The organism is Streptomyces sp. NPDC002851 (assembly GCF_053591935.1).
Map to the genome: position 1 here is coordinate 15344 of NZ_JBSFUT010000003.1, position 24835 is coordinate 40178.

Sequence of the window (24835 nt, forward strand, 5' to 3'; positions counted from 1 at the left end):
CAGTACGACCCGCAGCGCCGTGCAGCTCATCCAGCCGTTTGCACCATCTGTACGACCTCCTTGACACATCCGCGTCGCGTCGCTCGCGACGCGATAACCGACCGGAGGAACCGCCGTGGCAGCAACGCCCAGGGTTCGAAAAGCAGCCGCCGTGCCAGAGGACGAGAACGTCCACGACCAGATGCCTGAAAAGCATCCGGTCGACGAGACGTTGCCCCCTCTCAAAATGATGACCAGCGGCCTCCAGCACGTGGCCGCGATGTACGCGGGAGTGGTCGCCCCGCCGCTCATCGTCGGAGCAGCCGTGGGGCTCTCCGCGAAGGAGCTCACCTTTCTCACCGGTGCCAGCCTGTTCACCGCGGGCCTGGCCACCTTCCTGCAGACCCTCGGCATCTGGAAGATCGGTGCCCGCCTGCCGTTCGTCAACGGCGTGACCTTCGCGGGCGTCGCGCCGATGGTGGCGGTGGTGAAGCAGACCGAGGACAAGGCGGATGCGCTACCGATCATCTTCGGCGCGGTCATCGTCGCGGGCCTGCTCGGCTTCATAGCGGCCCCGTTCTTCTCCAAACTGGTCCGCTTCTTCCCGCCGGTCGTCACCGGCACGGTGATCACCCTGATCGGCGTCTCCCTGATGCCGGTGGCCTTCGGCTGGGCACAGGGCCCCGATCCGACAGCCAAGGACTACGGCTCGCTCAAGTACCTTGGCCTGGCGGCGATATCCCTGGTGATCGTGCTCCTGATCCGCCGTTTCACGCGCGGTTTCATCAAGCAGATCGCCGTCCTGCTCGGCCTCGCCGTCGGTACCGTCATCGCGATCCCGTTCGGCGTCGCCGACTTCAGCCCGCTCGGCGAGGCGGACCTCGTAGGCTTCCCGACCCCGTTCCACTTCGGGCCCCCGCAGTTCGCTCTCGCGGCCATCGTGTCGATGACCGTCGTCATGGTCGTCTCCATGACCGAGTCCACCGCCGACATGCTGGCGCTCGGTGAGATCGTGGACCGCCCGGCGGACGAGAAGACCATCGCGGCGGGCCTGCGCGCCGACACCCTGGGCTCGGCGCTCTCGCCGCTCTTCAACGGCTTCATGGCCAGCGCCTTCGCGCAGAACATCGGCCTGGTCGCGATGACCAAGATCCGCAGCCGCTTCGTGGTCGCGGTCGGCGGCGGCTTCCTCGTCCTGATGGGCCTGTGCCCCCTGGCGGCCTCGCTGATCGCGGTCGTGCCCCGCCCGGTCCTGGGCGGCGCGGGCGTGGTGCTGTTCGGCTCGGTGGCGGCGAGCGGCATCCAGACGCTGGCCAAGGCGGGCCTGGAAAAGGACAACAACGTCCTGATCGTGGCCGTCTCCATCGCCGTCGGCCTGATCCCGATCGCGGCCCCGGAGTTCTACCACGCGTTCCCCGACACCGCGATGATCATCCTGGACTCCGGCATCTCGACCGGCTGCGTCACCGCGGTCATCCTGAACCTGGTCTTCAACCACATCGGCAAGAGCAAGGACGCGTCCGACGTGACCCACCCGATGGAGGGCGGCCAGGACCTCTCCGACGCGGCACCGGCGGTCCCGACCCAGCGCGAGACCCCCACCTCGCACTGACCCCCCACACTCAGGGAGCTCATCCCCCCGACTCCCTGGGAACACCCGTGGCGCGTACGGCAGGCAGTCGATGCCGCCGTACGCGCCACGCGGCGTTTTCCGGACTCGGCGGTACGGCGGGCCGGGCTTGAGGTGGCCGTCAGACCTCCCCTGCGAGCGAGAGGCTGAGCCAGAGCAGCGCGCCCCCGACCCCGGCCCCGACGACGCCCACCAGCATGACCCCGGCCAGGACCTTGAATAGCGTCAACAGGCCGGAGTCGAGGTGCACTTCCTCCGGCAGCCCCAGACGCTTCGCGGCCCCGCGGGACACGCGGATGCGGCCGGACGGCGCCACCCGGACGGCCTGGGCGATGACCGTCTCGATGTACTCGCTGGCCCCCACGCGGGGCGCCGGCACGGCGAGCCGGACGCCGTGCTCATCGGTGAGCAGCAGCCAGTCCACCGAAGTGGGGTGGCTGGGTATCTCGAGGCGTCCGACCTTGGTCAGCCGGTCCAGGGCCACGGTGCGGCGGCCGAACAGGGTGCGGGCGGTCAGCAGTTGGCCCCGCATTTCGAGCTGCCGAGGGCTGGTGGCCAGCAGGTACATCGTGGCGGCGGCGATGTGCGCGAAGACGGCCGCAATGTACCCAGCGCCATCGTTGACCCCCGCCTGCGCCAGGAGCGGCGGCAGGACGACCAACGTCAGGAGGAGCAGAAACGTCGCAACCAGGGTGGACCGCCCGGCAGTTCGTCCCTGCCCGGGCTCGCATATGAAATCAGTCGTGGACACGGGCCAACACCGTACCTTTGACCGATGGGCGCCCGCCCCTCAGCCCACCTCGACCTCCGGCGCGTACAAGTCCAGCCACAGCGCCAGGTTAAGGGTCCGCTCAAGGCCATGCCGTGCCGCCTGGGTGCCGCCCAGGGACGCACTCGTGGCCAGGGCGCGCACCCGCTCGCGGTCGACCAGGTCGAAGACCGGGTGGTCGGGGCGGGCGAGCAGCTCCCTCGCGTGGTCCTGCAACGCGGCTGCGTACTTGGGGTCCTGGGTGGACGGATACGGGCTCTTGACCCGGTCGTACACGGAGCGGGGCAGCAGGTCGGCCGTTGCCTCGCGGAGGAGGCTCTTCTCGCGGCCGTCGAAGCTCTTCAGGGCCCACGGGGTGTTGTAGACGTACTCCACGAGCCGGTGGTCGCAGAACGGCACCCGGACCTCCAGGCCCACGGCCATGCTGGCGCGGTCCTTGCGGTCCAGGAGTATCCGTACGAACCGGGTCAGGTGCAGATGGCAGATCTGCCGCATCCGATACTCGAAGTCGCTCTCGCCGTCGAGCCGTTGGACCCCGGCAACGGCTTCGGCGTACCCGTCCTTGACGTAGGCGGGCAGGTCGAGGGCCGCGGCGACGTCGGGCCGCAGCACGGACGCGTCGTCGCCGAAGTGTTCGGCGAAGCGTACGAGCCAGGGGAAGGTGTCGGCCTGGCGCGCCCGCTCGTCGAAGAACTGGAGGTAGCCGCCGAAGACCTCGTCCGCGGATTCGCCGGAGAGCGCCACGGTGGAGTGCTCGCGGATCGCCTTGAACAGCAGATAGAGCGAGCTGTCCATGTCGCCGAAGCCGAGCGGCAGGTCGCGGGCGCGGATCATGCGGGTGCGCACTTCGGGGTCGGCCAGGGCGTGCGAGTCGAGGACGATGTCCTGGTGCACGGTGCCCGCCGCGCGCGCCACGTCGTGCACGTACGGGGTGTCCGGGGTGGAGCGCAGCTCGTCGGCGACGAAGTGGTCGGTCTGGCCGACGAAGTCGACGGCGAAGCTGCGCACCGACTCGCCGGTCGCGGCCAGGCGGCGGGCGGCGAGCGCGGTCATCGCCGAGGAGTCGAGGCCACCGGAGAGCAGGGTGCAGCGGGGCACGTCGGAGACCAGCTGGCGGCGCACGATGTCCTCGAGCAGCTCCCGCACGTGCGCGATCGAGGCGTCCCGGCCGTCGGTGTGCTCCCGGGTCTCGAGGCTCCAGTAGACGCGCCGCCGCAGGCCGCCGCGGTCCACGGTCACGACGGTGCCGGGCTCGACCTCGTGGAGCCCGTCCCAAATGGCGTGCCCGGGCGTCTTCACCATGGCGAACAGCTCGCGCAGCCCATCGGCGCGGACCCGGCGCGGTGCGAGCGGGTTGGCGAGGATCGCCTTGGGCTCGGAGCCGAAGAGGACTCCGTCCGGGGTCGGGCAGTAATAGAACGGCTTGATGCCCATCCGGTCGCGGATCATCACGAGCTTGCCGTCTCGGCCGTCGCCGTCCCGGCCGTCCCACACGGCGAAGGCGTACATCCCGTTGAGCCGCTCGGCGATGCCCTCGCCCCACTCCAGATAGCCCCGGAGCACCACCTCGGTGTCGGACGCGGTCTTGAACCGGTGCCCGCGTACGGCCAGTTCACGGCGGAGTTCCGGGTAGTTGTACGCCTCCCCGGAGTACACCAGGGCGACGGTGCCTCGCTCGGTGGCGGCCGTCATCGGCTGGCGCCCGCCGGGCAGGTCGATGATGGCGAGCCGCCGGTGCCCGAGCGCCGCGGGCCCCTCGGCCCAGGTGCCGCGGTCGTCCGGGCCCCGGCAGGCCATGGTCTCCGTCATCGCGTCCAGGGTCCCGGTCTCGCGGCTCAGATCACGGTCGTACGAGACCCAGCCGGTGATGCCGCACATGTGGTACCTCCTCGGTGCAACAGCAAACTACATGTACGTAGCAGCTATATGTGAGCCTGCGCCCGGGGATGGTGTGCGGTCAAGGCGCGGCGACATCGGAACGAAACATTCCGGCCACGGGTGGAGCGACGCCTGGACTCTGGACTACGGGTCCGGACAGGTCAGTTGTCGACGTCGCCGTACGTGGTGCCGACCTTGAGCCCGTCGATCCAGTTGATCGCGCGCTTGTCCTTCACCTCGGCGCCGTACGTCCCGAACCGGGTGTCGTTGCCGAGGTCGTCCCACGTACGCCCGGAGAACTCGGCGACCTTGGTGCCGTTGTAGAAGGCCGCGACCCAGCCGGACGAGGCGTCGGTGGAGGTGTGGATGCCGAGCACGATCCGCTTGTACGTGCTGGTGGCGATGGGTGTCGACCACTTCAGGGTCCACTCCTCGCCGACCTTGATGTGGAAGAGCTTGAGCTGCCCGCCCTCGACCTTCATGAGGACGGGGTAGTTCTGCTGGTGCTGGTCGCCGGTGCCGTACGACTTCCACTGGAAGATGGTGCCGGCGTCCGGGGTGTTGGTGGAGGTGTCCCAGCCGATCCAGTACGTCGAGTTGTTCCGGAACGCGTGACGCGCTGCATAGCGTGTTCTCGCACGGTAGGCAAACATGCAGGTGAACGGGGTCGGGCTCTTTCGGCGCTGACCCCGTTCACGCGCCCGTGCTGGATGGGCGCTGGATTTCCTGACGTGACGTCATCTGAGGTCATCCCTAGTCATACGCACCGTGCTGGGTTGGTGCTGGCATGCGGCTTCCCCGCGCTCAACAGCCGCTTGGTCGAGTCGATGGCGAAGGAGCGGGCCCATTCGCGTGCTGTCGCCTCGAAGTGAGGGTCGAGGATCTTCGAGTGGTTTGTCGGTCGGGACGGCTGCCCCTGCGCTCCGCGCCGCCGTTCCACCATGTCCACCATGGGCAGGGTGATCAGCTGGTTGAAGCGGATCACCGGATCCGCCACGCTGATGACCGGGTGCCTTGAGCAGGTCTTGTTCCTTGCGGACATAGCCGGTGGACTCGTGCACCTCTAGCTGGTCCGCCCCGACGGAGCGAGGAGCGGCTCACCCGCGCCCAGCACAGCCGCCTCTCCGGCGGCGAGTAGTCCGTCTCGCTGTACCTGCCGCTGTTCGCCGCCGTGTACGCCGTGCTCAACTCCCGCCACCCGCACGCCCCGCGGCTGCTCGCCCTGGACGAGGCGTTCGCCAGCGTCGACGACACTGGCCGCGGCGAACTGATGTCGCTGGCTGCCCAGTTCGACCTCGACCTGTTCATGACCGGCTACGACCTGTGGGCCGCACACGCCTGTGTCCCCGCCGCTGCCCACTACGACCTCGCGCACTCGGCGATCGACCACACCGTCTCCGCGCTGCCGCTCCTCTGGGACGGCGAGAAGCTGCTCTCCGACGACATCGGCGACCTCACCGCCGCCCTCGGCTCACCCGGCACCCGCCGCGGCCCCGGGACGAAGGAGGCCGCCGTTGCCGACTGAGCAGCACGGCTACGAGGAACTGCGCGGTGAGGGCTGGACACGGCTGCTGGCCGACGCCCGCAGCAAGCTGGAACGCACCTCGGGCGTGCTCAACGGCGAGATCGGCCTCACCGCCCCGAGCGAGGCTGTGCGCCGCACCGTCCTCGGCGTCACCGGCCGCTACCGTCCCGAGACAGCCAAACGCCTCGCCCTCCCTCTCACCGGCCTGGACGCTTACCTGTAAGACCGCTACGGCACCGGCCCGCTCCGGACCCTCGGCCGCCTGAACGGCCCCCTGCGCGACGACCCGCCGAACGCGCCGACGAGGACGCTCACCGCGAACAGGTCCTGGCCTCCGACCACTCCAGCCGCCTCACTGGCCAGGGCTGGTTCGCGGCCCGGCTGGACCGCCTCGCCGCCGACGGCACCCTCACCCGCCTTCTGCGCCGCGGCGACGCACCCTGATCGACGCGGCGGTACGCGTCCTGGAAAGACTCGAAAAACTCCCCAAGGGCCCCTCCGGCATCGTGCCGCTGCCGGTCCTCGCCGAATGGGCCACCGGCTACACCAATGCCCTCGTCCCCGGCGCCCCGCTCGAACAGCTCGTCCTGCGCGTTCTCGCCCAGCGAACGGGCGGCGACGTCCCGCGCGAGAGAGCCGGACGCCGCGCCCTTTGGGGCAGCGCGGGCGCCATCGCCGAGGACCTCGCCAGCCAGGTCCTCGTCCTGGGCATCCGCCTCAAGGGCGACAAGGTGGTCTGCGACTGGCTGCGCGACGCCGCCGACTTCGGTATCCCGTTCCGGCTCACCCTCCACCAGCTCGCATACGACCCCGTCGTCCCCGCCGCCGGTGACATCTTCGTGTGCGAGAACCCGGCCGTCCTGCGCGCGGCCGCCGCCGAACTTGAAGCCGACAGCGCGGCCCTGGTGGCACCGAGGACCTATCGTCCGCCGCCTGCCACAAGCTGCTCGCCGACGCGGTACGCGCAGGAGCGGCTGCACTGGCGGGCCGACTTCGACCGGGCCGGGCCTGCGCATCATCGCCGCCGCCGTGAAACGCCACGGGGCAATACCATGGCGCATGACTGCCGCCGACTACCGGAAGCCCTCGACCAGGGCCAGGACACACCACTCGGCGGCCCGCCCGCACCCAGCCCCTGGGGCCCCAAACTGGCACGGGCCATGGGGGAGTCGGGCCACGCCGTCATGGAGGAGCGCCTGCTGCCCGCGCTCCTGGCCGACCTCACCCGCACCTGACGCTGATGAACTGCCCGACCCGCTCGGATGATGCACCGGCACCTGAGAGGCGCCCCTCGGCCAGAGTTCTGACGTCCTCGAACGCCCGTGTCGCACGGCGCGTCACGAGGGCAAGCGGCTGAGAGGCCCGGCGCCAGCGACCTTCTGGATTCCGGGCCCGCCCGCCGGTTCCAGGCCAGCTCGGCGGTGACGTCAGCAGCTTCGGCGATCTGGCTGGACGAACTGCTTTCCACTGTCGGCGACATCGAATCCGAAGGGCACGCAATGGTCCGTTGGATCGACCCCTCCTCGTTGCACTGCGCTTTCGACAAGGGTGGAGTGCAGAGGACATCCTCAGCACTCGTCTCGCTGAGGTCCGCGAGCCGGGCACGGAGCTGTAACAGTGCACGTCAAGGACATCGCTCGCCGTCACATACGGCTGCGCACGGTGCGCCCGGCATGCTGCTCCGCTCAGAGGACACAGCACTCATGGCCGGGGTCGCCACAGTGCACGTCCTCGCGAAGTTGGGGCTGCAGTGCGTCGCACCCACGCTGCTGGTCTCCACCGCGCCGCCGAGGAGCCCCCGACGCCGCTGTGCACCGCCCGATACGCTCCGGCCCTGGACACCGAGAAGGGCGCCACCGTCGTACAAGGTTTCCCTCGGGACGGGCCCGGAGCATAGTCCCGAGCATGCGCGTTTGGAATGCCTGCCACTAACATGCCTTTCTTGTGACGCAGAAGGGCGTCCTAGTTACTCGGGGGTGTGGGAGTGGCGCTCGACGGGCCCAGCCTTGGCAAGATGCTGGACGATGTCGCGGCGGGGAGGATCCAGCTCCCCGATTTCCAGCGGCAGTGGAAGTGGGACGACGATCGGATCCGCGCTCTGTTGGCGACGGTGACGCTCGACTACCCGCTGGGTGTCGCCATGACGCTTGAGACCGGCGGCGAGGCTCAGTTCAAGGCCCGGCCGCTGCATGGCACCGAGGTGGGCCCGCGCGTCGTCCCGGAACAGCTGCTGCTCGACGGTCAGCAGCGGCTGACATCTCTGTTCCAGGCGCTCAAGTCGGACCGTCCGGTGGAGACGACCGGTGCCCGGAACAGGCCGCTCAGGTGCTGGTACTACATCGACATCGCCAAGGCGGTGGACGACAGGGCGGACCGGGACGAGGCAATCCTGTCTGTTCCGGAGGACCGAGTCGTGCGGGGTACGTTCGGCCGTGGCACGGCCTGGGACCTCACGACGCGGGAGAAGGAGTGTGCGAGCGGCCTATTCCCGTTGAATCTGCTCTTCGAGCCGGAGCAGACCGGGAAGTGGCAACGGGCCTACGTCAGCGGTGCTGACGATCGCTGGGACCTGTGGTCAGCGTTTCAGGCCTGGGTCATCGACACCGTCAAAGGGTTCAAGGTGCCGTTGATCCGGCTGCCGAAGGAAACCCGTAAGGAAGCGGTGTGCTCGGTCTTCGAGCGGGTGAACACCGGCGGCGTCGTCCTCAATGTCTTCGAACTGCTCACGGCGACCTACGCGGGTGACACGCAGTTCGCGAAGCGCAACGGGGGCGAGGACTTCAGCCTCATCGAGGACTGGCGGGCCACCAAGGGCAAACTGTGCTCCGATTACCCGGTGTTCGGGACCTTGGACAAGGACAGCGGTCAGGAAACCGGGCTCACGAGTCTTGACTTTCTCCAGACCATCGCGCTGGTGCGAACCTACCGACGTAAGCAGGAGTTCCTGACGGAGCACCCCCGGGCGACGAACGCGCCGGCTGTGAGCTGCAAGCGTCGCGATCTGCTGCACCTTCCGCTCGCCGACTACACGCAGATCGCCCCGAAGACGGCTGAAGCGCTGTCCTGGGTCGGCCGGTTCCTCGCTACACAGCACGTGTTCCGCGAACGCGACTTGCCGTACGGGTCCCAGGTAGTGCCCCTTGCAGCGATTGGCGTGATTCTCGGGGATGCGGTGGAAGAACCGGGCGCTCATGAAAGGCTTGCACGCTGGTACTGGTGCGGCGTGCTTGGTGAGCTCTACGGAGGGGTCACGGACACCCGGTTCGTTCGGGACGTGGAGCAGGTGGTCGGCTGGATCCGGGACGGTGGTCCGGAGCCCGACACCATCACGGAAGCGACCTTCCAAGAACAGCGCCTGCACCGGCTCACGTCTCGCAACAGCGCCGCGTACAAGGGAATCTACGCTCTGCTTCTCAAGGAGGGGGCAATCGACTGGTTCTTCCATGGAGAGCCGATCAGCGAGCAGTCCCTGATCGGGCAGTACGTGGACATCCGTCAGGTCTTCCCGAAGACCTGGTTCGAGCGCAACGGCGTGGACGGCTCCTGGATGAGCAGCATTGTGAATAAGACCCCGCTGTCCTACCGCGCGCAGCAGACCCTGGGGTCCAGCCTGCCTTCGGTCTACCTGCCCTCCTTCGAACGGCATACCGGAAGTCCGGGCGACTGGTTCGATGACATCGTCGGCACCCACCTCATCGACGCCAAGACATTGCGCGCTGACGACTTCGAGGCTTTCTACCGGGACAGGACAGCCAGGCTTCTGGGGCTTGTGGAGCGAGAGATGGGCAAAGCCGCGGTCCGCGAGGGGGCGAGCGATGGCTACGCCGGATGACGCGACCGTCAAGGGGCTGGGGGGCACTACCCTGCCGATCCGGGGCCTTCTGTCAGTGTGGGGCTTCCGGATCCGTGACCACGCGTCCGTCCCGCAGATTGGACTCGACCTGAAGAACGTCGGCCTGACCACGGTGCCCGACTTCGCGGTCGGTTCACTGGACGACGAGGTTGCCATCGTCCCGGTCGTCCGTGAGCGGGATACGGGTGCTGGCGCCGGGAATTTGAGCAGCGGTACCGAGCAGAAGTCGGCCGACGACCCCGGGGTCCTCGAGGACCTCGAGGAATCCGTCGGCATGTTCCCGCAGGCGGCGATGCGGATCCACGACCTGCCGTGCGCCCACAGGGTCACGTCGGTAGGGCCTGATGATCCTCTGCCCCCGGCGATGGGCAGGATGGTGGAGCACGGATACTCACAACTTCCTGTGATCGACGTGTCAGGGACTCTTCACGGGGTCATCACCTGGGCGTCGATCGCCCACATGCACGCGACCGGGCGCAAGCCGTGCCTGACCAGTGCGATCAGCAGCGAGTACGAGATCGTGAACGCCTCCGCTCACCTGCTGCCGGTGCTGCCGCTCATCCGCGCCCACGAGTTCGTCCTCGTCCGAGCCGCGGATGGGCGGGTGAGCGGCATCGTCACCTCCGCTGATCTTGCCGGCGAGTTTGGCACGGTCGCCCGGCCCTTCTTCACCCTGGGAGAGATCGAGCGGCGACTGCGGCGTTGTCTGGGTCGGGTATACGGCGAGGCCGACGTCCAGAAGGTGCACAAGAAGAGGAGATCTGTCGACGAGATGATGTTCGGCGAGTACATCCGGCTCCTGGACAACGAGGAGCGCTGGCGCAAGCTCGGCTGGCCCGGTGTTGACAGAGACCATTTCATCGGGCTGCTCAGCCGCGTGAAAGACGTCCGCAACACGGTCATGCACTTCAACGCACCGTCACTCAGGCCTGAACAACTCGACTTGCTCGACCGCTTCGTAGGCATGCTGCGGCTCTACGACCCGGACTATGGAGCGACCACCGCAGCCTGAGGACAACTCACTGTCGATGTCGAGCAGCGGTGCTCGCCGCCCTCGGCAAGGATGCGCGGCCGAGTGGATCTGCCTGGCGGCTCGTGACGTGCCCGCGCCTGAATTACCCGCAGCAGACGTTCGGGAGCACGTGCCCTGGGCGACGTGACCATACGCGGCGCACGCTGTGTGCCTAATCATCGCTATCGGGCTGGTGTCGGCCGGACAGTCGAGGCGACTGTCGCTATTGGAGGGTGGTGGTCGGCCCGCTCCGCGGCACTCCGGCTGGTGCGGCGCTGCTGATGCGTTTCCCTGCTAATTCCTGAGGTGCTGAGTGTGGACGACTTCGCGCTTCAGCGACGTCGCCAGGAGGAAGCGCAGCTCGTCTCGCCCAGGGCATCGAACTGCGCAGCGCCCTGCCTTCGGCAGCAAGGACGGGCTGCCCATCGCCCATGTAGGTGCGCTCAGGTCCCACTCCCGCCCAAGCATGGGAACCCGTGGCGTTGATCACTCCGTACGCGGTACCGCTGCGTCAAGGCGTCCGGCGGGCCGCGGCCAGCACGTGGCCCATGGGCCACGTGCTGGCCGCGGCGGGCGGGCCCGCGCAGAGCACCTGGCGCACGCCGTGGTCAGTTAGGAGGCCGACATCCTACTGGTGGGCGAGGAAGACCTCGAGGGGTGCCTCGCTGCCACCCTGGTCGAGGCCCAACTCCTAGGCCTGGTGGCGCTCGGCCGATCACCGAGAGCGACTGGGGCGCAGCGCCCGGATGGTGGCGGGCACGGTCTGGCAATGCGCAGCTCCGCCACCGCGCGTCGGGGCAGGGCGGGTCCGAAGGCCTTGGCCCAGCCGCTCCACGCCCTCGCCTGCCAGGTCGGCACCGGCTCCTGGGATCGCCAGGCATGGCTCTGCACGCGATGCTGCCCCCGAGCAGCACGGCCCGCGTCCAGGCCGACGCGAAACCGCTACGTCACCGGGGCGTCAGCCGCCGACCTGACCGAACTCCTCTACGCCGACGGCGACGTCGAATCCGAGGGGCGGGGGACCCCGAACATGGGAACAGGGGAAACGGCTGGTCGGCGGCGCGGGCAAGCTGGTGATCGAGGAAGTGGTGCGGCTACGGCGGTAGGACGTTGACCGCAGGTTCGAGTTCTGGGCAGGAGCCACAAAACATGGCTGGTCATGTGCACGGCGCTGAGCTGCGGATTTGTGCCACTGATGCGGAGTCGGCTGGTGCCGCTGCCACGGGGTGGGGATTCGTCGGCGGGCTGAGCCGCAAGCGTGGCGGGCAAGGGTACCGCTGGACGTCGTCGTGTTCGGAGGGTTCGGCCGATATGACTGGCGGGCTGGGGTGTTGCGGGATGTTGAGATGTATGCCGAGCAGCGAAGAGGTGGATTCGCAGTCTCCTGCCCCATCGGGTGGCGGCCGCTGAGGGCCACCGCCAACGGTGACCTACTGCTTCATCGAGGTCGATGGGCCGGCCGGCGAGGTGCTGGGAAGCGCCAGCTGGAGGCGATTCGTCATGCCCTGAAATTCCTTGCGGACCGGGAACGGGAGGCTGAGCTTGGCGATCACGTTGATGAGTAACTGTGCTGTGCGAGAGGCCGCTCATCTGCGTGGAGCAGGCATCGGTCTGCCAATGCGGTCATGAGAGGTCTACGTGAAGGAGTTGCGATGGAGGCGGGGGAGTTCTGGGCTCTCCGCGCTCGGGCGACAGGGCCTGTCTCCCGGGTGGAGGTGCTCCGTGTCGGGAGTAAGCGCCCTCCTCGTATCAAGGTTCGGTTCACTGCGGACGAGGAAGAGGGCCGGGAGGCGTGGGTGCCGCGCTCTCAGCTACGAGTGCTGTGGGAGCAGGTCGACGAGTGGCTTGCGAGGGAACGCTTTTGGAACGAGCTGGTTGAGGCTTCGCCTTCGCGCGATGCTCCTGAGCGGCGCGCCGCTGATGCCGTGTTCGATGCGTGTCCCTGGGTAGAGCTGGCAGACATCGGATACTCGAGGCGGGACGATGGGGTCTTGTATGTGCACGATGTGACGGCGTTTGCCGAGGCGCTGGAAGAGAGCACGGATTTCTTCACCCGCGATGAGCTGACGGTGGTGTACGACGACGGGAGTGCGGTGGCACCTTGGCCGGTGACGCTGGCCTGTGCCCGCAAGGGAGCCGTCCTGCACGCGGAACGCGTCATGCAGGACGTCGAACGTGAGGAGCAAAAAGCCCGACGGGAGGCGGTCTACGGCTCGTACACCCCGGGTCGGGGCAAGCGGGAGGGGCACCACTTCAGCCCCGAGGTCTGTGCCGCAGTCGACCGGGAATTCAAGCCCGCCCGTGATCTCGTCCGTGAGTGGTGCGGTGCGGAAGCCGCTGAGAAGTTTGCCGAACTACGCATCCTGCGCGCGGAAGTGGTCCGGCTCGGCGGGATCGTTGAGCAGGCCGTCGGTATGCTCCGCCAGGCTGGCCGAGACCGGGACGCGAGCAAGATCGAGGCTCAGTTCGAGATCCCCGTTGAGGTCTTCCGGAAGATGACACCGCCTGGCTGAAAGTCTCGCGCGCGACGTCAACGGGTCTCGTCCGCCAGGCCTTTAGCAGTGCGTACAAGGGGTGATGATGGCCAAAGCGCTCAACGAGAGGCAGATGCAAGTCCTTCGCTGGATCTCCCAGGGCTGCCCGGAAGGTGTTTGGGGCGACTTCACCTACAAGACGAGTGCCCAGGCCCTGCGGAATCGAGGCCTGGTGTCCATCGTCCGGCGCCGCGGTCACTGGACCGCCGAGGTCACGCAGGCGGGCCGGCACTATCTGGAGAGCGGGAGATACCCGCCGTCGTCGACAACGCAGTCAAGCACCGCCAAGAAGACCAGTTCCGGTAGCTCTTCCGTAAGCGGCGCCGACTCTGCACCCTCGACTGCCAATGCCTCGAATAAGGGTCCTGCCCAGGCGACCTCTGCCCCCGCAGTGCACAAGACGTCCAAGCCACGGAGAGCGACTCTGGGGGAGCAGCTGGTCGAGGACCTTCTTGCCGCGGGTGGATCCCTTGTGGTCACACAAGAGTATGGTGTCGGCGCCCCGAACTGGACGGCCCGGATCCGCTCGGCACAGCGTTGCGGGAAACTGCCCGAGGGAAAGGAGCTGGTCCACGGCTGGAAGGCGGGTGGCTATGAGATTTCGATCCAGGACATTCCCGCATGGAAGCTCGCGGTCCTCGCCCCGATCCCCGTCCCGGATGTGATCCGAAAGCCGCATGCTGTCGTCAGCGCGCTGAGGGACGGCAGCCCTGCGCTCAGATTGAGCAAGTCTGTCCAGCAGCGAGCGCTGCGCCTCGTGCAGGCCATCGTGACCGAAGCCGAGCGGCGGGGACACAAGGTCCAACTCCCCCGCGCGGAACATCGTCGATCCCGATCACGGGCCCTGGGTGGTGGCGACTTGTTCACGATCACGGCACGGGGGCAGCTGTGCGGGTTCTCTTTCGGGCAGGCTCAGGACCGGACCGAGCACGTTCCCACAGCCAAGGAACTCGCCGACGCCGAGCGGTACTCCTGGGTCAAGATTCCCGCGTACGACTACTCGCCCTCCAGCCGCCTGGCCATCGCACTCAATGGCGGTATCCAACACCGCCGATCGACTTGGACGGATGCGGCCGATCGGCCCCTGGAAGACCAACTCCCCGAGATCGTGCAGGAAGTAGATCTGCGCGGGCTGGCCGCGGAACGGAAGCGGGCAGAGGAAGAGGAGAAGGCCCGCAACAAGCTCAGCCGGTGGGAGGCCGCGATGCGGCAGGCCCGCCTCGAGTACGCCGAAGCGTTCCGCATCCGAGTGCTGCAGCAGCAGGAGCACGCATGGCGGCAGGCTGCACGCCTCGACGACTACCTCGCGGCAGCCCGCGACAGAATCACCGCCTTGCCCGACGGGGCCGAACGCAGCGCGGCCGAACAGTGGCTGACGTGGGCTTCGAAGTACGTACGTTCACTCGATCCTCTCAGCCGGCCGCTTCACCTGCCCGAGATCCCGGCGCCGCGGCACAGCGACCTGGAACCGTTCCTGCATGGCTGGAGTCCGTACGGCCCCTACAGCAGATGACCAGGAGAGCCGGAAGACCGCGTACGTCCACTCGATCGCATGTCTCTGCTGGTGCTCTGGAGGCGCTGCATGCGGCCGACCCGCGTGGAGCGGAGTCAAATAGCACTCGACTCAGTGTGCGTGTGGAGGCGGAGGCGGTCCCGGGCGATCTGCCGGCGTCCTGGCGTGCGGACACAGCAGCGGCCTACAGATCGTCGGCCAACAGCCGGAACGCCTCGTGGCGGGTGAGCGGCCGCATGGCGCGGAACACTGGCGGGGGACAAACCGGGTGGGCATGAGGCGGCCGTAGAGGCTTGAGAACCGCGGTCAGCTGTGGTCAGAGTGCTGGGTGGTACCTCCCCGCATTTCGCTTGCTGCCAGAGCTGATTGCCCTTCTCGGGTGAGCTGGTATGACCAGGGGCGGGCGTCTTGGATGTAGCGGAGTCCGCGGGGACCGAGTCGGCGTGCGGCGCTGCGGCTGATCTCGTATTTGGCCAGGCCGTCGGGTCCGGCCTGGGACACCTTGGTCAGGGCCTCTTGAAGCCATTCGGCCAGTGGGGGGCTGGTCGTGGGGGGTTGGGACGCGCGTACGGCGGCTCTGCCGGCGGTGGTGAGGCGGACTTGTAGCTGGACTGGGCGTTCGGGTAGTTCGTCGAGATAGGTTTCGCGGGTGAGGATGAGGCCTCGTCGGACCAGGGCGGCGAGAGTGGCACCCGCGCCGGAGTCGCGTAGGCCGTGATCGTCGAGGTGTTGTTGGCAGGGCGTGGCGGGAGCTTGCGGGTGCCGGGTGGCGTACGGGATCCAGCGCCACGTCCCAGCAGGTTCGCGTGTGTGCTGTTGGTGCCAGCGCTGCCGCTGTTCTTGTTCCGCTGCTTGGTCGAGTGCGAAGAAGACGGTGAGGTAGTGCTGTTGGCGTGGGTTGAGTGCCGCCCACTGGCGGTGGGCGGCACTGGGGGCCGTAGCACGTCGTGCTGGGCGTGTCATGGTTCTAGTCGTCGGGCTCGGTGATGGGCTCAAGGAGGTAGTCGGGGAGGATGTGCTTGCCGACGCTGTGGGCGAGATGAAGGACGGTGGGCAGGGCCAGAGGGTCCGAGAAGTGCGACGCCTCATAGCGTTGCTGATGGATGAGTGCGGCCCACGCTGCGGGGTCGTCACCGGGAGCGTGGCAGGCCACCAGGAGCTCCAGGAGCTGTGGATTCCAGACGTCCTGCAGCGTGTCGTGCTTCATGCCGTACTGCTTGTTCTTGTTCTCGTCCTTCCCGGTGCAGCCCCAGTGGGCCTCGATGCGTGAGCCCTTGGGGGACCCGTTGCCTGCGGCTGCTGGCTTCTTGGCGGTGCTGAAGAAGTGCCGTGGACGGGTGGGATGCACCCAGAAATGGGAGCCGACTCCGACGTCCCCTGAGCCCGAGTCGCCGGCGTAGCTGAAGTGCTGACTGGTCTCGTCCCGGACATTGGTGCGCAGGCGGATGTGCCGCAGGCCCTTGCGGTCCTCCAGGGCGATGGGTCGTTTGGGGTCGAGGGCCAGGGTGTCCGGCTTGAGAGGCCCGTTGGCGATACCGGGGCAGGTGGTGCGCAGGTTCTGCGCGAGGGTGAGGAGAGCGACGTCGGAGCCGTCGCAGATCTCGTCGACCACTCGGCTGAAGAAGCCTCTGACGTCTTCATCCTGAAGTCGGCGCTCAATGTCGAAGTCGGCGAGGGTGAGGAGCCCTTGGTGGAAAGGCAGCCAGGCTCCGGTGTGCGGCATGCGGATACGGGCGAAGGGCTCATCGGGCGCGTGGGACACCGCGAGGGGCAACAGGGCACCGTGTTCCTTGTTGCGGCGCACGACCCACAGGCCCACCGTGGTCACTTCGTTGAGGGGGCTGTCTTTGAGACCGGGTTTGGCGGGGTGGGCGAGGAGACCGGTCTGGCGTGCGAGCAGGTCCATGACCGCCTTGGACGCACGCTGGGTCCGGGTGGCGGCGGTCTCGGCGCCGGGGAGTTCACCGGCCGACTTGGGCGGGGTGATGTTCTGGACCAGAACGCCGAGGGATGCTGCTGCCGCCTTCACCGACTCCTTAGGGTCATGCTCGCTGCTCTCGTAGGCATTGGCGTTCGCCATTTCGATCAAGGCGAAGCGCGGTACGTCAGACAGTTTGGGAGCGTGAAGGCGTGCGGTGGCGAGTGCGCGGCGGGGTGCGGCCGCCTTGCGGGCCCGGTCCTTGCGGTTCTTGATCGCGCTGTCGACGCTGAGGGTGTCGGCGAGCTCGGCCACGGGCTGGGTGCGGATCACGACGTCCAGGCCGTCGCAGCGCAGGACGCGCTCGTGCGGGCCCGCCTCGCGGTGGACGGGATGCGGGCCAGGGGCAGGAAGGCCGAACGCCTTGTACAGGATTTCAAGGAGCAGATCGCGCATGACGGTGGTGTCGCACAGGACGTCGATCGCAATGCGAGGGCCGGTGACCTGGACGAGTGCCTCTTGGTCGAGGCGGAGCAGATCAGTGGCCGACGGCCTGTCGCGTACCGGGACCGGGAGGCGACGCAGTGGTTGTTCGGGGACGGCGATGTCCTTGAGGGCCGGGTGCAGTTGCCGGAAGACCTGCCATCGGTCGCGAGCCGATGCTCCGGTGCCGACGGAGTGGTGACAGTAGTCGCCGAGCCCGTCCCGGAAGAGGACCCCGGCCAAGGGAGGGCCGTCATCCGGTTGGAGGAACTGTTGTGGGTTCGCGGCCAGTTCGGGGGCGCTGGGGAGGAACTTTTTTGAGGTGAAGCGGGCCAGGGTGAGGGCGAGGACGTCGTCCCACACCATTTTGCCTTCCTTCTTGCCCTTGGGGCCGGGTTGCCAGCTCATGCTGGCTCGGGCGAACGGGCTGGTGGTGTTGGCCCAGGGGGAGGGGGTGAACAGGATGGTGCTGATGGCGCGTTTGCCATCCCAGACGCTGTTGCGGGCCCATCGTCGGGTGCCGAGGCGGACGTGGACGAGGGTGTCCTCCGCGGGGTCGAGGGCGTGGTTCTGGGTGGTGAATTTGAGGGTGTACGACCAGAGGTATTCGGTGTTGTTGCTGCTGGAGTACACGTGTGGTGGCCAGGAGACCATTTCGGAGCCCTCGGCGGTGGCGACGCGTCGCCAGTGCGAGACCCCGTAGATATGCGGTTCGCGTGGTCCGCCGTCGCGTGCTTGCTTCCACCCGGCGTGTTCCACGTGCCAGTTGTCGCTGACCAGGCGGGTGGTGATGAGGTTCGGGAGGATCTGGTAGTGCTCGCGTTGCAGCGGCTCGTCTGGCCGGATGCGCAGTTCGCGTAGTTCGCTGCGCAGGTCCGTGGCCTTGAGATCTTGGAGAACCGCCGCGAGCCCGGCCAGGTCGATCGGTTCGGGGCGGCCGCGGCGACGGGCCCTGTCATTGCGCTGGGTTGCCGCGACCATCAGGCCGCTGCGGACAAGCTCGACGAGCAGCTTCTTGTCGGGCTCGGGGGTGCCGTCCTGATGGTTCCACGCGAGCCAGACCCGGCCCGGCAGGCCCGTACCGTCGGTGACGAGCGCCTGAGGCAGGAGTGCAGCGGTGCCGTGGTTGAGGGCCCACAGGGGCAGCCTGTTCCAGCCTTCGGCCTCCTCTCCTCCCTCGCTGGTGTTGCGGTCCTTGCTGCGGTTGAAGATCGGGCGCAGGTCGCGGGCGAGAGACTGCGGGAACTCGAAGGTGTGGTAGGCGCCCAGCGGCTCCTCGCGGTCAGTACGCAGGACCAGGGTCGTTGGCTGAAGGCGGTTATAGGTCGCCACGGTGCTTCTCCAGAAGGTTGCGCAGGCCGTGCATCAGAGGGGTGTAGAGGGGCCGGGCGATCTCGGCGTCCGGGCCCGTCATCGCCTCCCTCAGGGCGCGGTACATGCCGAGAAGGATGCTGTCGTCGCTGTGCGGGGCGAAGGCGCCGTCGCAGAAGTAGATCCGGGCCCGCGCCGCACCGCGGAGCATGCGTCCGGCGATTTGGTTGAGCGGCGGGATGTTCGTCCAGTCCATGGCGCGCCGCTCTTGCGAGTCCGGCTCGGTGTGGGCGTAGCGCAGAGACTCCGCGAGGCGGTCGGTCCAGCGACGGTGGGCGATGCGCTGGAACATCATGGCCCGCTCGCCGAGGGGAGCGTCAGGAAGCCCGGCGGAAGGGAAGCCGGTGCGGATCTCCTCGACTCCCCACCGGTTCATGGACTCGATGTGATAGCTGAGGTCTTCGGGGTGCAGGTGCGGGCGGACGAGGTAGAGGGCGGCGCCCAGAGCAGCCACATGGTCGTCATTGAGGATGTTGTGCCCGCGCTCGATGGCGAGCATGGGGGTAATCATGATCCAGACGTCGCGGTGACGGGCGAGCGTGGAAATCCTGCTGCGGGCCAGCGCTCCGGCCTCCCAGTGATGGGTGCCCCGGCTGTCGTCGGGCACCATGTGCACGATCTGGCCGGCCCATTCGGGACGCAGCTCGATGAGTTTGTGGTGTACGAGTTTGGCCTCTTGATAGTTGCCGACGAGCAGCATCAGACGCCTGCGGCCCGGTTCGAGGTCGTCGCGGATGCTTTCGAGGGTGCTGGGCCGCGCACCCCGAGGGCTCGACTTGGCGCTGCACAGATCGGCGACAATGTCACACAGGGCTTCGGTCCGTTCGTCTCCCTGCTTGCCGGAGACGGTCCGGTCATAGGGTTTGCCGGACGGTGTGGTTGTGCGCGACGGCAGGTAGAAGCAACTGATGCGCTCCTCGACCGGTACCTCTTCGGCCCTCCGCGAGGTGAGGATGCCGGTCACCGGCGCCTGTACGTCGTAACGCGGCGATTCCCCCGCCCAGCTGGTCGCTGACAGGAGCAGGACGCCCGGCCCCGGTTGTGGGACGTCGCCGCGGTTGGGAAAGAGACGAGGCAGGTTGAGCAGCAGCGACCGCCCGATTCCGGAGCAGCGGAAGAAGCTGAGCGTGCCGATCCGGTCAGTGGGTGCGGTCTCGTCCTCCCGGTACTGGAAGCCGAGGAGGTTGCCCATGGGGCTTTCTGGAACAAGCGGCAAATACTCCGGCGGCGGCCGGTGCACCAGACTGGAAGACATCCCCTCCGCGCCGGTCTCGCTCTCTACCTCCCAGCAGTACCGCGTTAGATGCTCCAGGTGTTTGGCGAGCAGCGCGACCGTCATGGCGACCTGGAAGCGGATCGCGAGGCGCCGACGAGGCTCGCCACTGCTGACGATCACGTCGGGCATGCCCTGGAGCCAGTCGATCAACTGCTGCGTCACCCGCGTGGTGTCGTCGTAGCCGCGGGCGGAGATCGCGCGCAGGGACGCCACCCGCGCGTCGTCTCCGTCGTAGCGGCCGCCCGGGTCGGTGAGCCATTCACGCAGCACTGCCCACCAGCGGTCATACAGGTCTCTATCGATCCGCCAGCGCCGCTTCGTCGCCTCTCCACGGTCGTCGGCGGACTCTTGCTCTTTGCTCTTGTCCTTCTCACTGGGGCTCGGGCGCCTGGAGATCTCCGCGGCGAGCTGGGCGCCGAGCCGCCACTCGTTGAAGTACTCCTCGCGCAGCCAATCCCGTACGTGGTGATGCTCAGCGAGAAGCGCGCGAAGACGTGCCACCAGCATGCTCGCGGCACTGATGGCGATGGACCAGTCCCGGACGGTGGAGCTGGAGGCCAGATGGCGGCCATGCGTAGAGCGGTTGTGCTGCTCGAACAGCGGCCTCACCTCATCCAGGTAGGCGTCCTTGCCCGGCCCCGCCAGCGTCTGAGTCGGGCTGAACGCCTGGTCCAATTGGATCTGCACCCGATCCGCCTCGTCGAACGCGATGGCGTCGCTCCGTTCCCACGCAAGCTCCAGGTACCGCTTGGATTCCTCGGTCAGCTGGCCTGGAACCCGGCAGTGCAGCAGGCTCGGAGCGGTGGCCACCCAGATGGGAGCATCTACCAGGGCCCGTGCCGCCGCGTGCCGTCCGCACTTGTAGAACAGCGGGCAGGCGCGCACCTGACGTTCGGCTCGCTTCTCGTCCGCCGAGGCCGAGTCTTCCGCCACCTCTTCCAATCTGCCGTCGCACGGAGCGTCACTAAGGGCGAACGGCTTGCCCAGGTCGGGCAGAGAGCCTTGCAGAGTGCAAGCCGTGGATACCCAGGCCAGGCGGTCGTCCCGCAGTAGTTCCGCGCCCACCGTGGTGGGATCCGGCGGACGATGCAGCTGCCGCAGATGCTGACCGCGCGTCGAGGCACCCAGGATCGGTGCGGCCGCACCGGGCTGGTACCTGTTCAGATCGGCGACCATGTTCAGCACCGCGAGTACGTCGCCGAGCACGAGCGTCAACGTGTACTTGTGCTGGGCCGCCCACACGGCGAGCACCGTCAGCAAGGACGTCTTGCCGACGGCCGGCATCCCCACCAGCTGCACCAAGTCCTCGATGGTCAGCCGACGTGCCTTGCACAGGCCCCGCGCACCACGCAGGTGCAGCTCCAGATCGTGGATACGCCCGTACCAGTCGCAGTACCGGCCCTCCCTGGAATCCGCAGCATCCATCCGTTTCGCGGTCGCCAGCAGGGAGGACCAATTGACCCGCACACGTCGACGGCAGCGGCCGGACGCATGCCCGGCGATGGGTGACGGGATGAGCCAGTGAGGCAGCCGCACCCGATGGCGGACACCTCCCACCGTGAAGACGTACGGCTTGCCCGCCTCCGCCAGCCGTGTCGGTTCCCGCCGGTGCGGCGGTGGACCGGAGAGCGCTTCGGCATAGACCTCCACCCGCTCCCGCGCCGTGGACAGCTCACGCCGTACCGGTGGCACCTCCGGGGCCTTGATCGCGAACAGACGGAGGTGCTCAGGGAACTCCTCGTACGCAGCGAGCGCTTCGAACCAGTCCTGATCCTTCTTGAGCTCACCAATCAGCCACCGGACAGAGTCGTTGACCTCCGGCTTACGGCTCCCGTGTGGCCGGAAATCAAAGCCCTTCAGGATTGCCCACCCATCGATGGCGGCAGCTTCCGGCTCCCAGGCCGACAATGCGTACAGCCCGAACTCCACCATGACTGCACGGCGCAAAGCCGACTCTCCCACGCCTGCTTCTTGCGCGGGCTTCCGCAAGAGCTTCAGCACCCGGCGTCGCCAGGCCGAACGATCACGGGCCACAGGTCACCTCCCCTGGAACCCCGAGATCAGGGCACTGCTCGATCAACTCGTCGATGGTGAGAGCCCGGACATGCGGTTGCTCCTGCAAGGCCGCGCTGTGCTTGTACAGAATCTGCAGGTAGCTGCGCTTGCCGCCTGTCCGGTCCGAAGGCACGGCGATAAAGCCCTTGCTGTACGCGTAAGGGTGATCACCAGTCCAGCAGGGGAACTTCTTGATCCGACGGGCGAGGAGGTAGGGGACGCGCCAGTCCTTGACGTCCACGCCGATCGAGAACCCGGACGGCCACGTGGCCACGGCGTCCAGCGCGTCGAGCATCGGATACACGACGACGCGCGCTCCCCGGGCAGCCAATGCCTCCGCCAGCTGCACCTCAGGCCGCCCAGGCAGGGCGACGAAGGTCACCAACTCGCTGCGGAGCCGCCACGCCCCCTCCGCGAGCCTCAACTCCGGCGCGCTCACGAAGCGGCGGCGCGCACACCGCCAGCTCAGACACGTCCACGCTCGATCGTGCTGCGGAGCCATCCACTGCCCGCAGCCGCGACAAACGGCGATCCGTCCTTCAATCGTCCCCTCGGATGGAATCGGCTCGTACGACTCGTCCAGCCACGTCGCCCACGGAGGAGCGTCCAGGAACCGGTTCTTCTGCGCCAGCATCTCCGCGGCAGAGAGCACCGATCGCTCCGTGACGACCATGCGCCAATGCGCATACAACTCAGGACGCCCCAATGCCTTGGCGACGTCCTTGACTTGACCGACCAACGCGCTCTCGTGCACGTCGGCCACCACGTCCTGGGTGGCCCGCACCCATTCGCGGCAGAACTCGCTCGGTTCACCATCGATCAGCAGCAGTTCACCGTCGGCCTGTGCATCCGGATCGAACACCAGTGGCCAGTCACGCAGAGGGCGCTGGGCGCACCACTCCCACACCAGATCCGCGATGCCGACCGGTGCAGGCAGCCCGTCGCGGGCACAGGCCACCGTCAGCCGGTCCAAGCCAAGTTGCAGTTGGTCGTTATAGGGACGTCGTCGGTCCACCTCCCCTCTCCAGCTGCCGAGGCGCACCAGCCCGGAGGCAACCAGACTCAGCAGCACCTCGGATTCGCGCTCGGGGCTCCCACGCCCCGAATATCCAGGAAGCGTCTCCAAAATTGACACGGCGGCACGCTAAGAGCGATGACACAAGTCATGCGAATGCAGGAGCGATTCTGCTTCGCATATTCACTCAGCAGGGGCACGAGGTTTCGGCAACTTTACGCTGCGCAAGGGGCGGTGCGTGGGCCATCGCCCGGGGTGATCTGGGCACCCGTGGTGCTGGCAATGAGCCATTCGGACGGGCAGCTGTCCCACTTCGAATTCGCCAGGGCCAACGGAATCGGCGAGACGGAAGCAGCTCGCCAAGTACGCCTTGTCGCCTGGATGCTGCGGCCGGGCAGAGCGTGACCGCGAGCCGAATTTTCAGTTCTCGCCGCTGGCGATCGACTTGGCTAACGCATCGCCGCAATCGAGTCGCGGTCGATGACTTTGAGAAGTTTGAGGAGACGCTTCGTAGATGCCAAGGACTCGGAATCCACATCCGGTCCGTCTAGGTCCCAATGGGCAAGTGCGTTTCGGTAGTTCGCCACGGCTTCCAGGCGCCCGACCATGTCCTCTTTCTCGTAGGGCCAGCTGAGTTTCTCCCAGCAGGTCTCGTCTTCAACGATGAACTTGTAATTACCCAGCGTGAAGTTCTCTCCCCGTTGTCGCTTCCTCTGAGCTTGCCCGGGAAGGTCCTCCGATCTGAGGTGGCTGGTCGTGCGGCGCAGCCGACGCTCCACTTCCTCAAGAAGCGTGAAGGGCTCCACCCGCTGCTGGAGCTGACCAGCCAAGTCTGCCGCTGTGAGAATACCGAAGACGATGTTCTCTTCATCCACGATGATCAAGAAGTCATGGTCCTGGATGTCACCGATACGCGCGAAGAGTTCCTCGTGCCGTCGCGCGGTACGGGGATGAGCATCCAATGCATCGGAGACTTTCCCCTCGTGCCCACGTAGTTGAGCCTGAGCAATGCTCTCCCAGGTGATGACGCCATGCAACACCTTGTTGTGATTGACCACCGGAAGTTGAGAGAACCCGCCTTCCACCATACGGGCGATTGCCCGGCCGAGTGGTGCGTCGACTTCCACGGTCACCACTTCACGCACGCTCAGGAGGCTGCCGATACGCCAGCTCAAGTCGGTGTTGGCACCACGCTCAGCGGTCCGAGAGCCCGAGCCGCTCGGCTCGTGCACCGCGCCGTCAGCGCCAGCGGGTTGCTCGTCGTACTGTGTGGTGTCCACCGGAGACACGGTGACCAGACCGTCCAGAGGGACCTCGTCGAAGTGCGGCTCCACGCGCAGCCCGAGGTGCGCCAGCTCCTGATCAACTTGCTCTGACGCCGAACCTCGGCGTCGGTATCCCCATAGACCGATAAGATCGCGGGCAGTCAGTTGGCGTATGCCTTCTGCTTCGACATCGCTTTCCAGAGCTGTCACATTGGCCGGCGGTTCTATGGCGCCGTCATAACCGGGGTCGGTCCCGGTATCCGCCAGGACTTGGACACGGTGGGCTGCGTCGCGGCGGCTGAGTTCGCTGACGGTGGAGTATGCCCCCATACTGTCGCGGAGGTCACCCTTGATCGCGGCTCGTTCCACGTTGGTGCGCAGCCATGTGACAGCGCGCACATGGCGGAAGGCCGGGACGCTGTTGCTTCGGGCCTCGTAGTCGCCGGTCAGGCGGCCGATGGCTACTACGGGACGGTCTTTGCGCGGCATGACAACGAGATCTCCGGTCGCCATGGTGAGGAATCGCCGCAGCTGGTGCTTCCACCGGGCAATGGTGCCTGCCGACTCATCGGGATAGGACTTGGTGAGCAAATCACCGAGCTCATCGGGTGACTCATTGCCTTGGAGGTCCCCGATGCGATCCCACCCGACGATCGACAGTCCGTCGGTCAGGGCGTGGTCTTCGAATTCGCCGTCCCGGCCGCCTCGTACTATCCAGGCCCTGACCATGCTCGCTCCCGCCCCGTTCCTCGCCGCCAG

General features: G+C 67.2%; 16 protein-coding genes. 8 read left to right on the forward strand and 8 right to left on the reverse strand.

Annotated features, from left to right (window positions below; translation table 11 throughout):
- The first annotated feature begins 181 nt into the window (after window positions 1-181).
- Window positions 182-1591 (forward strand): nucleobase:cation symporter-2 family protein, encoded by a 1410-nt coding sequence (locus tag ACWD10_RS03625; protein WP_451087185.1) that lies wholly within the window; start codon window positions 182-184, stop codon window positions 1589-1591.
- A gap of 139 nt (window positions 1592-1730) precedes the next feature.
- Here ACWD10_RS03625 and ACWD10_RS03630 read toward each other — a convergent pair whose 3' ends face one another.
- The 4 genes from ACWD10_RS03630 to ACWD10_RS03645 form a co-directional block, all read right to left on the reverse strand.
- Window positions 1731-2360, reverse strand: a complete 630-nt coding sequence (locus ACWD10_RS03630) for a hypothetical protein (RefSeq protein ID WP_451086577.1) — start codon at window positions 2358-2360, stop codon at window positions 1731-1733.
- Between the two features lie 39 nt (window positions 2361-2399).
- Window positions 2400-4256, reverse strand: a complete 1857-nt coding sequence (gene asnB / locus ACWD10_RS03635) for an asparagine synthase (glutamine-hydrolyzing) (RefSeq protein ID WP_451086579.1) — start codon at window positions 4254-4256, stop codon at window positions 2400-2402.
- Window positions 4257-4417: 161 nt separating this feature from the next.
- Window positions 4418-4909: a hypothetical protein gene (locus ACWD10_RS03640; RefSeq protein WP_451086581.1), complete on the reverse strand. Its 492-nt coding sequence runs from the start codon at window positions 4907-4909 to the stop codon at window positions 4418-4420.
- Between the two features lie 104 nt (window positions 4910-5013).
- Window positions 5014-5253, reverse strand: a complete 240-nt coding sequence (locus tag ACWD10_RS03645) for a hypothetical protein (protein ID WP_451086583.1) — start codon at window positions 5251-5253, stop codon at window positions 5014-5016.
- A 156-nt stretch (window positions 5254-5409) separates the two neighbouring features.
- Between ACWD10_RS03645 and ACWD10_RS03650 the strand changes: the two genes are divergently transcribed.
- From ACWD10_RS03650 to ACWD10_RS03680, 7 genes are all read left to right on the forward strand, one after another.
- Entirely contained in the window at window positions 5410-5781 is a 372-nt protein-coding gene (locus tag ACWD10_RS03650; RefSeq protein ID WP_451087187.1) for an SbcC/MukB-like Walker B domain-containing protein, read from the forward strand.
- Window positions 5771-6004, forward strand: a complete 234-nt coding sequence (locus ACWD10_RS03655) for a hypothetical protein (protein WP_451086585.1) — start codon at window positions 5771-5773, stop codon at window positions 6002-6004. The genes ACWD10_RS03650 and ACWD10_RS03655 overlap by 11 nt, the downstream gene beginning before the upstream one ends.
- 241 nt (window positions 6005-6245) lie before the next feature.
- Window positions 6246-7016: a TIGR02679 domain-containing protein gene (locus ACWD10_RS03660; protein ID WP_451087189.1), complete on the forward strand. Its 771-nt coding sequence runs from the start codon at window positions 6246-6248 to the stop codon at window positions 7014-7016.
- A gap of 779 nt (window positions 7017-7795) precedes the next feature.
- Window positions 7796-9613, forward strand: a complete 1818-nt coding sequence (locus ACWD10_RS03665) for a GmrSD restriction endonuclease domain-containing protein (protein ID WP_451086587.1) — start codon at window positions 7796-7798, stop codon at window positions 9611-9613.
- Window positions 9597-10646, forward strand: a complete 1050-nt coding sequence (locus tag ACWD10_RS03670) for a CBS domain-containing protein (RefSeq protein WP_451086589.1) — start codon at window positions 9597-9599, stop codon at window positions 10644-10646. The genes ACWD10_RS03665 and ACWD10_RS03670 overlap by 17 nt, the downstream gene beginning before the upstream one ends.
- Window positions 10647-12298: 1652 nt before the next feature.
- On the forward strand, window positions 12299-13159 hold the full coding sequence (locus ACWD10_RS03675; RefSeq protein WP_451086591.1) for a hypothetical protein: 861 nt from the start codon (window positions 12299-12301) through the stop codon (window positions 13157-13159).
- A 64-nt stretch (window positions 13160-13223) separates the two neighbouring features.
- Window positions 13224-14693: a hypothetical protein gene (locus ACWD10_RS03680; RefSeq protein WP_451086593.1), complete on the forward strand. Its 1470-nt coding sequence runs from the start codon at window positions 13224-13226 to the stop codon at window positions 14691-14693.
- 967 nt (window positions 14694-15660) lie between these two features.
- Here ACWD10_RS03680 and ACWD10_RS03685 read toward each other — a convergent pair.
- The 4 genes from ACWD10_RS03685 to ACWD10_RS03700 form a co-directional block, all read right to left on the reverse strand.
- Window positions 15661-18426: an RNaseH domain-containing protein gene (locus ACWD10_RS03685; RefSeq protein WP_451086595.1), complete on the reverse strand. Its 2766-nt coding sequence runs from the start codon at window positions 18424-18426 to the stop codon at window positions 15661-15663.
- The gene (locus tag ACWD10_RS03690; protein ID WP_451086597.1) at window positions 18413-21775 is read right to left on the reverse strand and encodes a pPIWI_RE_Z domain-containing protein; all 3363 of its coding nucleotides are present in this window, start codon (window positions 21773-21775) and stop codon (window positions 18413-18415) included. The genes ACWD10_RS03685 and ACWD10_RS03690 overlap by 14 nt, the downstream gene beginning before the upstream one ends.
- A complete protein-coding gene (locus ACWD10_RS03695; protein WP_451086598.1) occupies window positions 21765-22931 on the reverse strand; it encodes a pPIWI_RE_Y domain-containing protein in 1167 nt (388 codons plus the stop codon). Before ACWD10_RS03695 ends, ACWD10_RS03690 begins: the two co-directional genes overlap by 11 nt.
- A gap of 329 nt (window positions 22932-23260) precedes the next feature.
- A complete protein-coding gene (locus ACWD10_RS03700) occupies window positions 23261-24805 on the reverse strand; it encodes a CBS domain-containing protein (RefSeq protein ID WP_451086600.1) in 1545 nt (514 codons plus the stop codon).
- Window positions 24806-24835: the final 30 nt, after the last annotated feature.

What these genes read in the sequence shown, in the direction of transcription:
- ACWD10_RS03625 (WP_451087185.1), top strand. Translation starts at nt 182, where the DNA reads ATGCCTGAAAAGCATCCGGTCGACGAGACGTTGCCCCCTCTCAAAATG.
- asnB (WP_451086579.1), bottom strand. Translation starts at nt 4,256, where the DNA reads ATGTGCGGCATCACCGGCTGGGTCTCGTACGACCGTGATCTGAGCCGC.
- ACWD10_RS03640 (WP_451086581.1), bottom strand. Translation starts at nt 4,909, where the DNA reads ATGTTTGCCTACCGTGCGAGAACACGCTATGCAGCGCGTCACGCGTTC.
- ACWD10_RS03665 (WP_451086587.1), top strand. Translation starts at nt 7,796, where the DNA reads ATGCTGGACGATGTCGCGGCGGGGAGGATCCAGCTCCCCGATTTCCAG.
- ACWD10_RS03670 (WP_451086589.1), top strand. Translation starts at nt 9,597, where the DNA reads ATGGCTACGCCGGATGACGCGACCGTCAAGGGGCTGGGGGGCACTACC.
- ACWD10_RS03675 (WP_451086591.1), top strand. Translation starts at nt 12,299, where the DNA reads ATGGAGGCGGGGGAGTTCTGGGCTCTCCGCGCTCGGGCGACAGGGCCT.
- ACWD10_RS03680 (WP_451086593.1), top strand. Translation starts at nt 13,224, where the DNA reads ATGATGGCCAAAGCGCTCAACGAGAGGCAGATGCAAGTCCTTCGCTGG.
- ACWD10_RS03700 (WP_451086600.1), bottom strand. Translation starts at nt 24,805, where the DNA reads ATGGTCAGGGCCTGGATAGTACGAGGCGGCCGGGACGGCGAATTCGAA.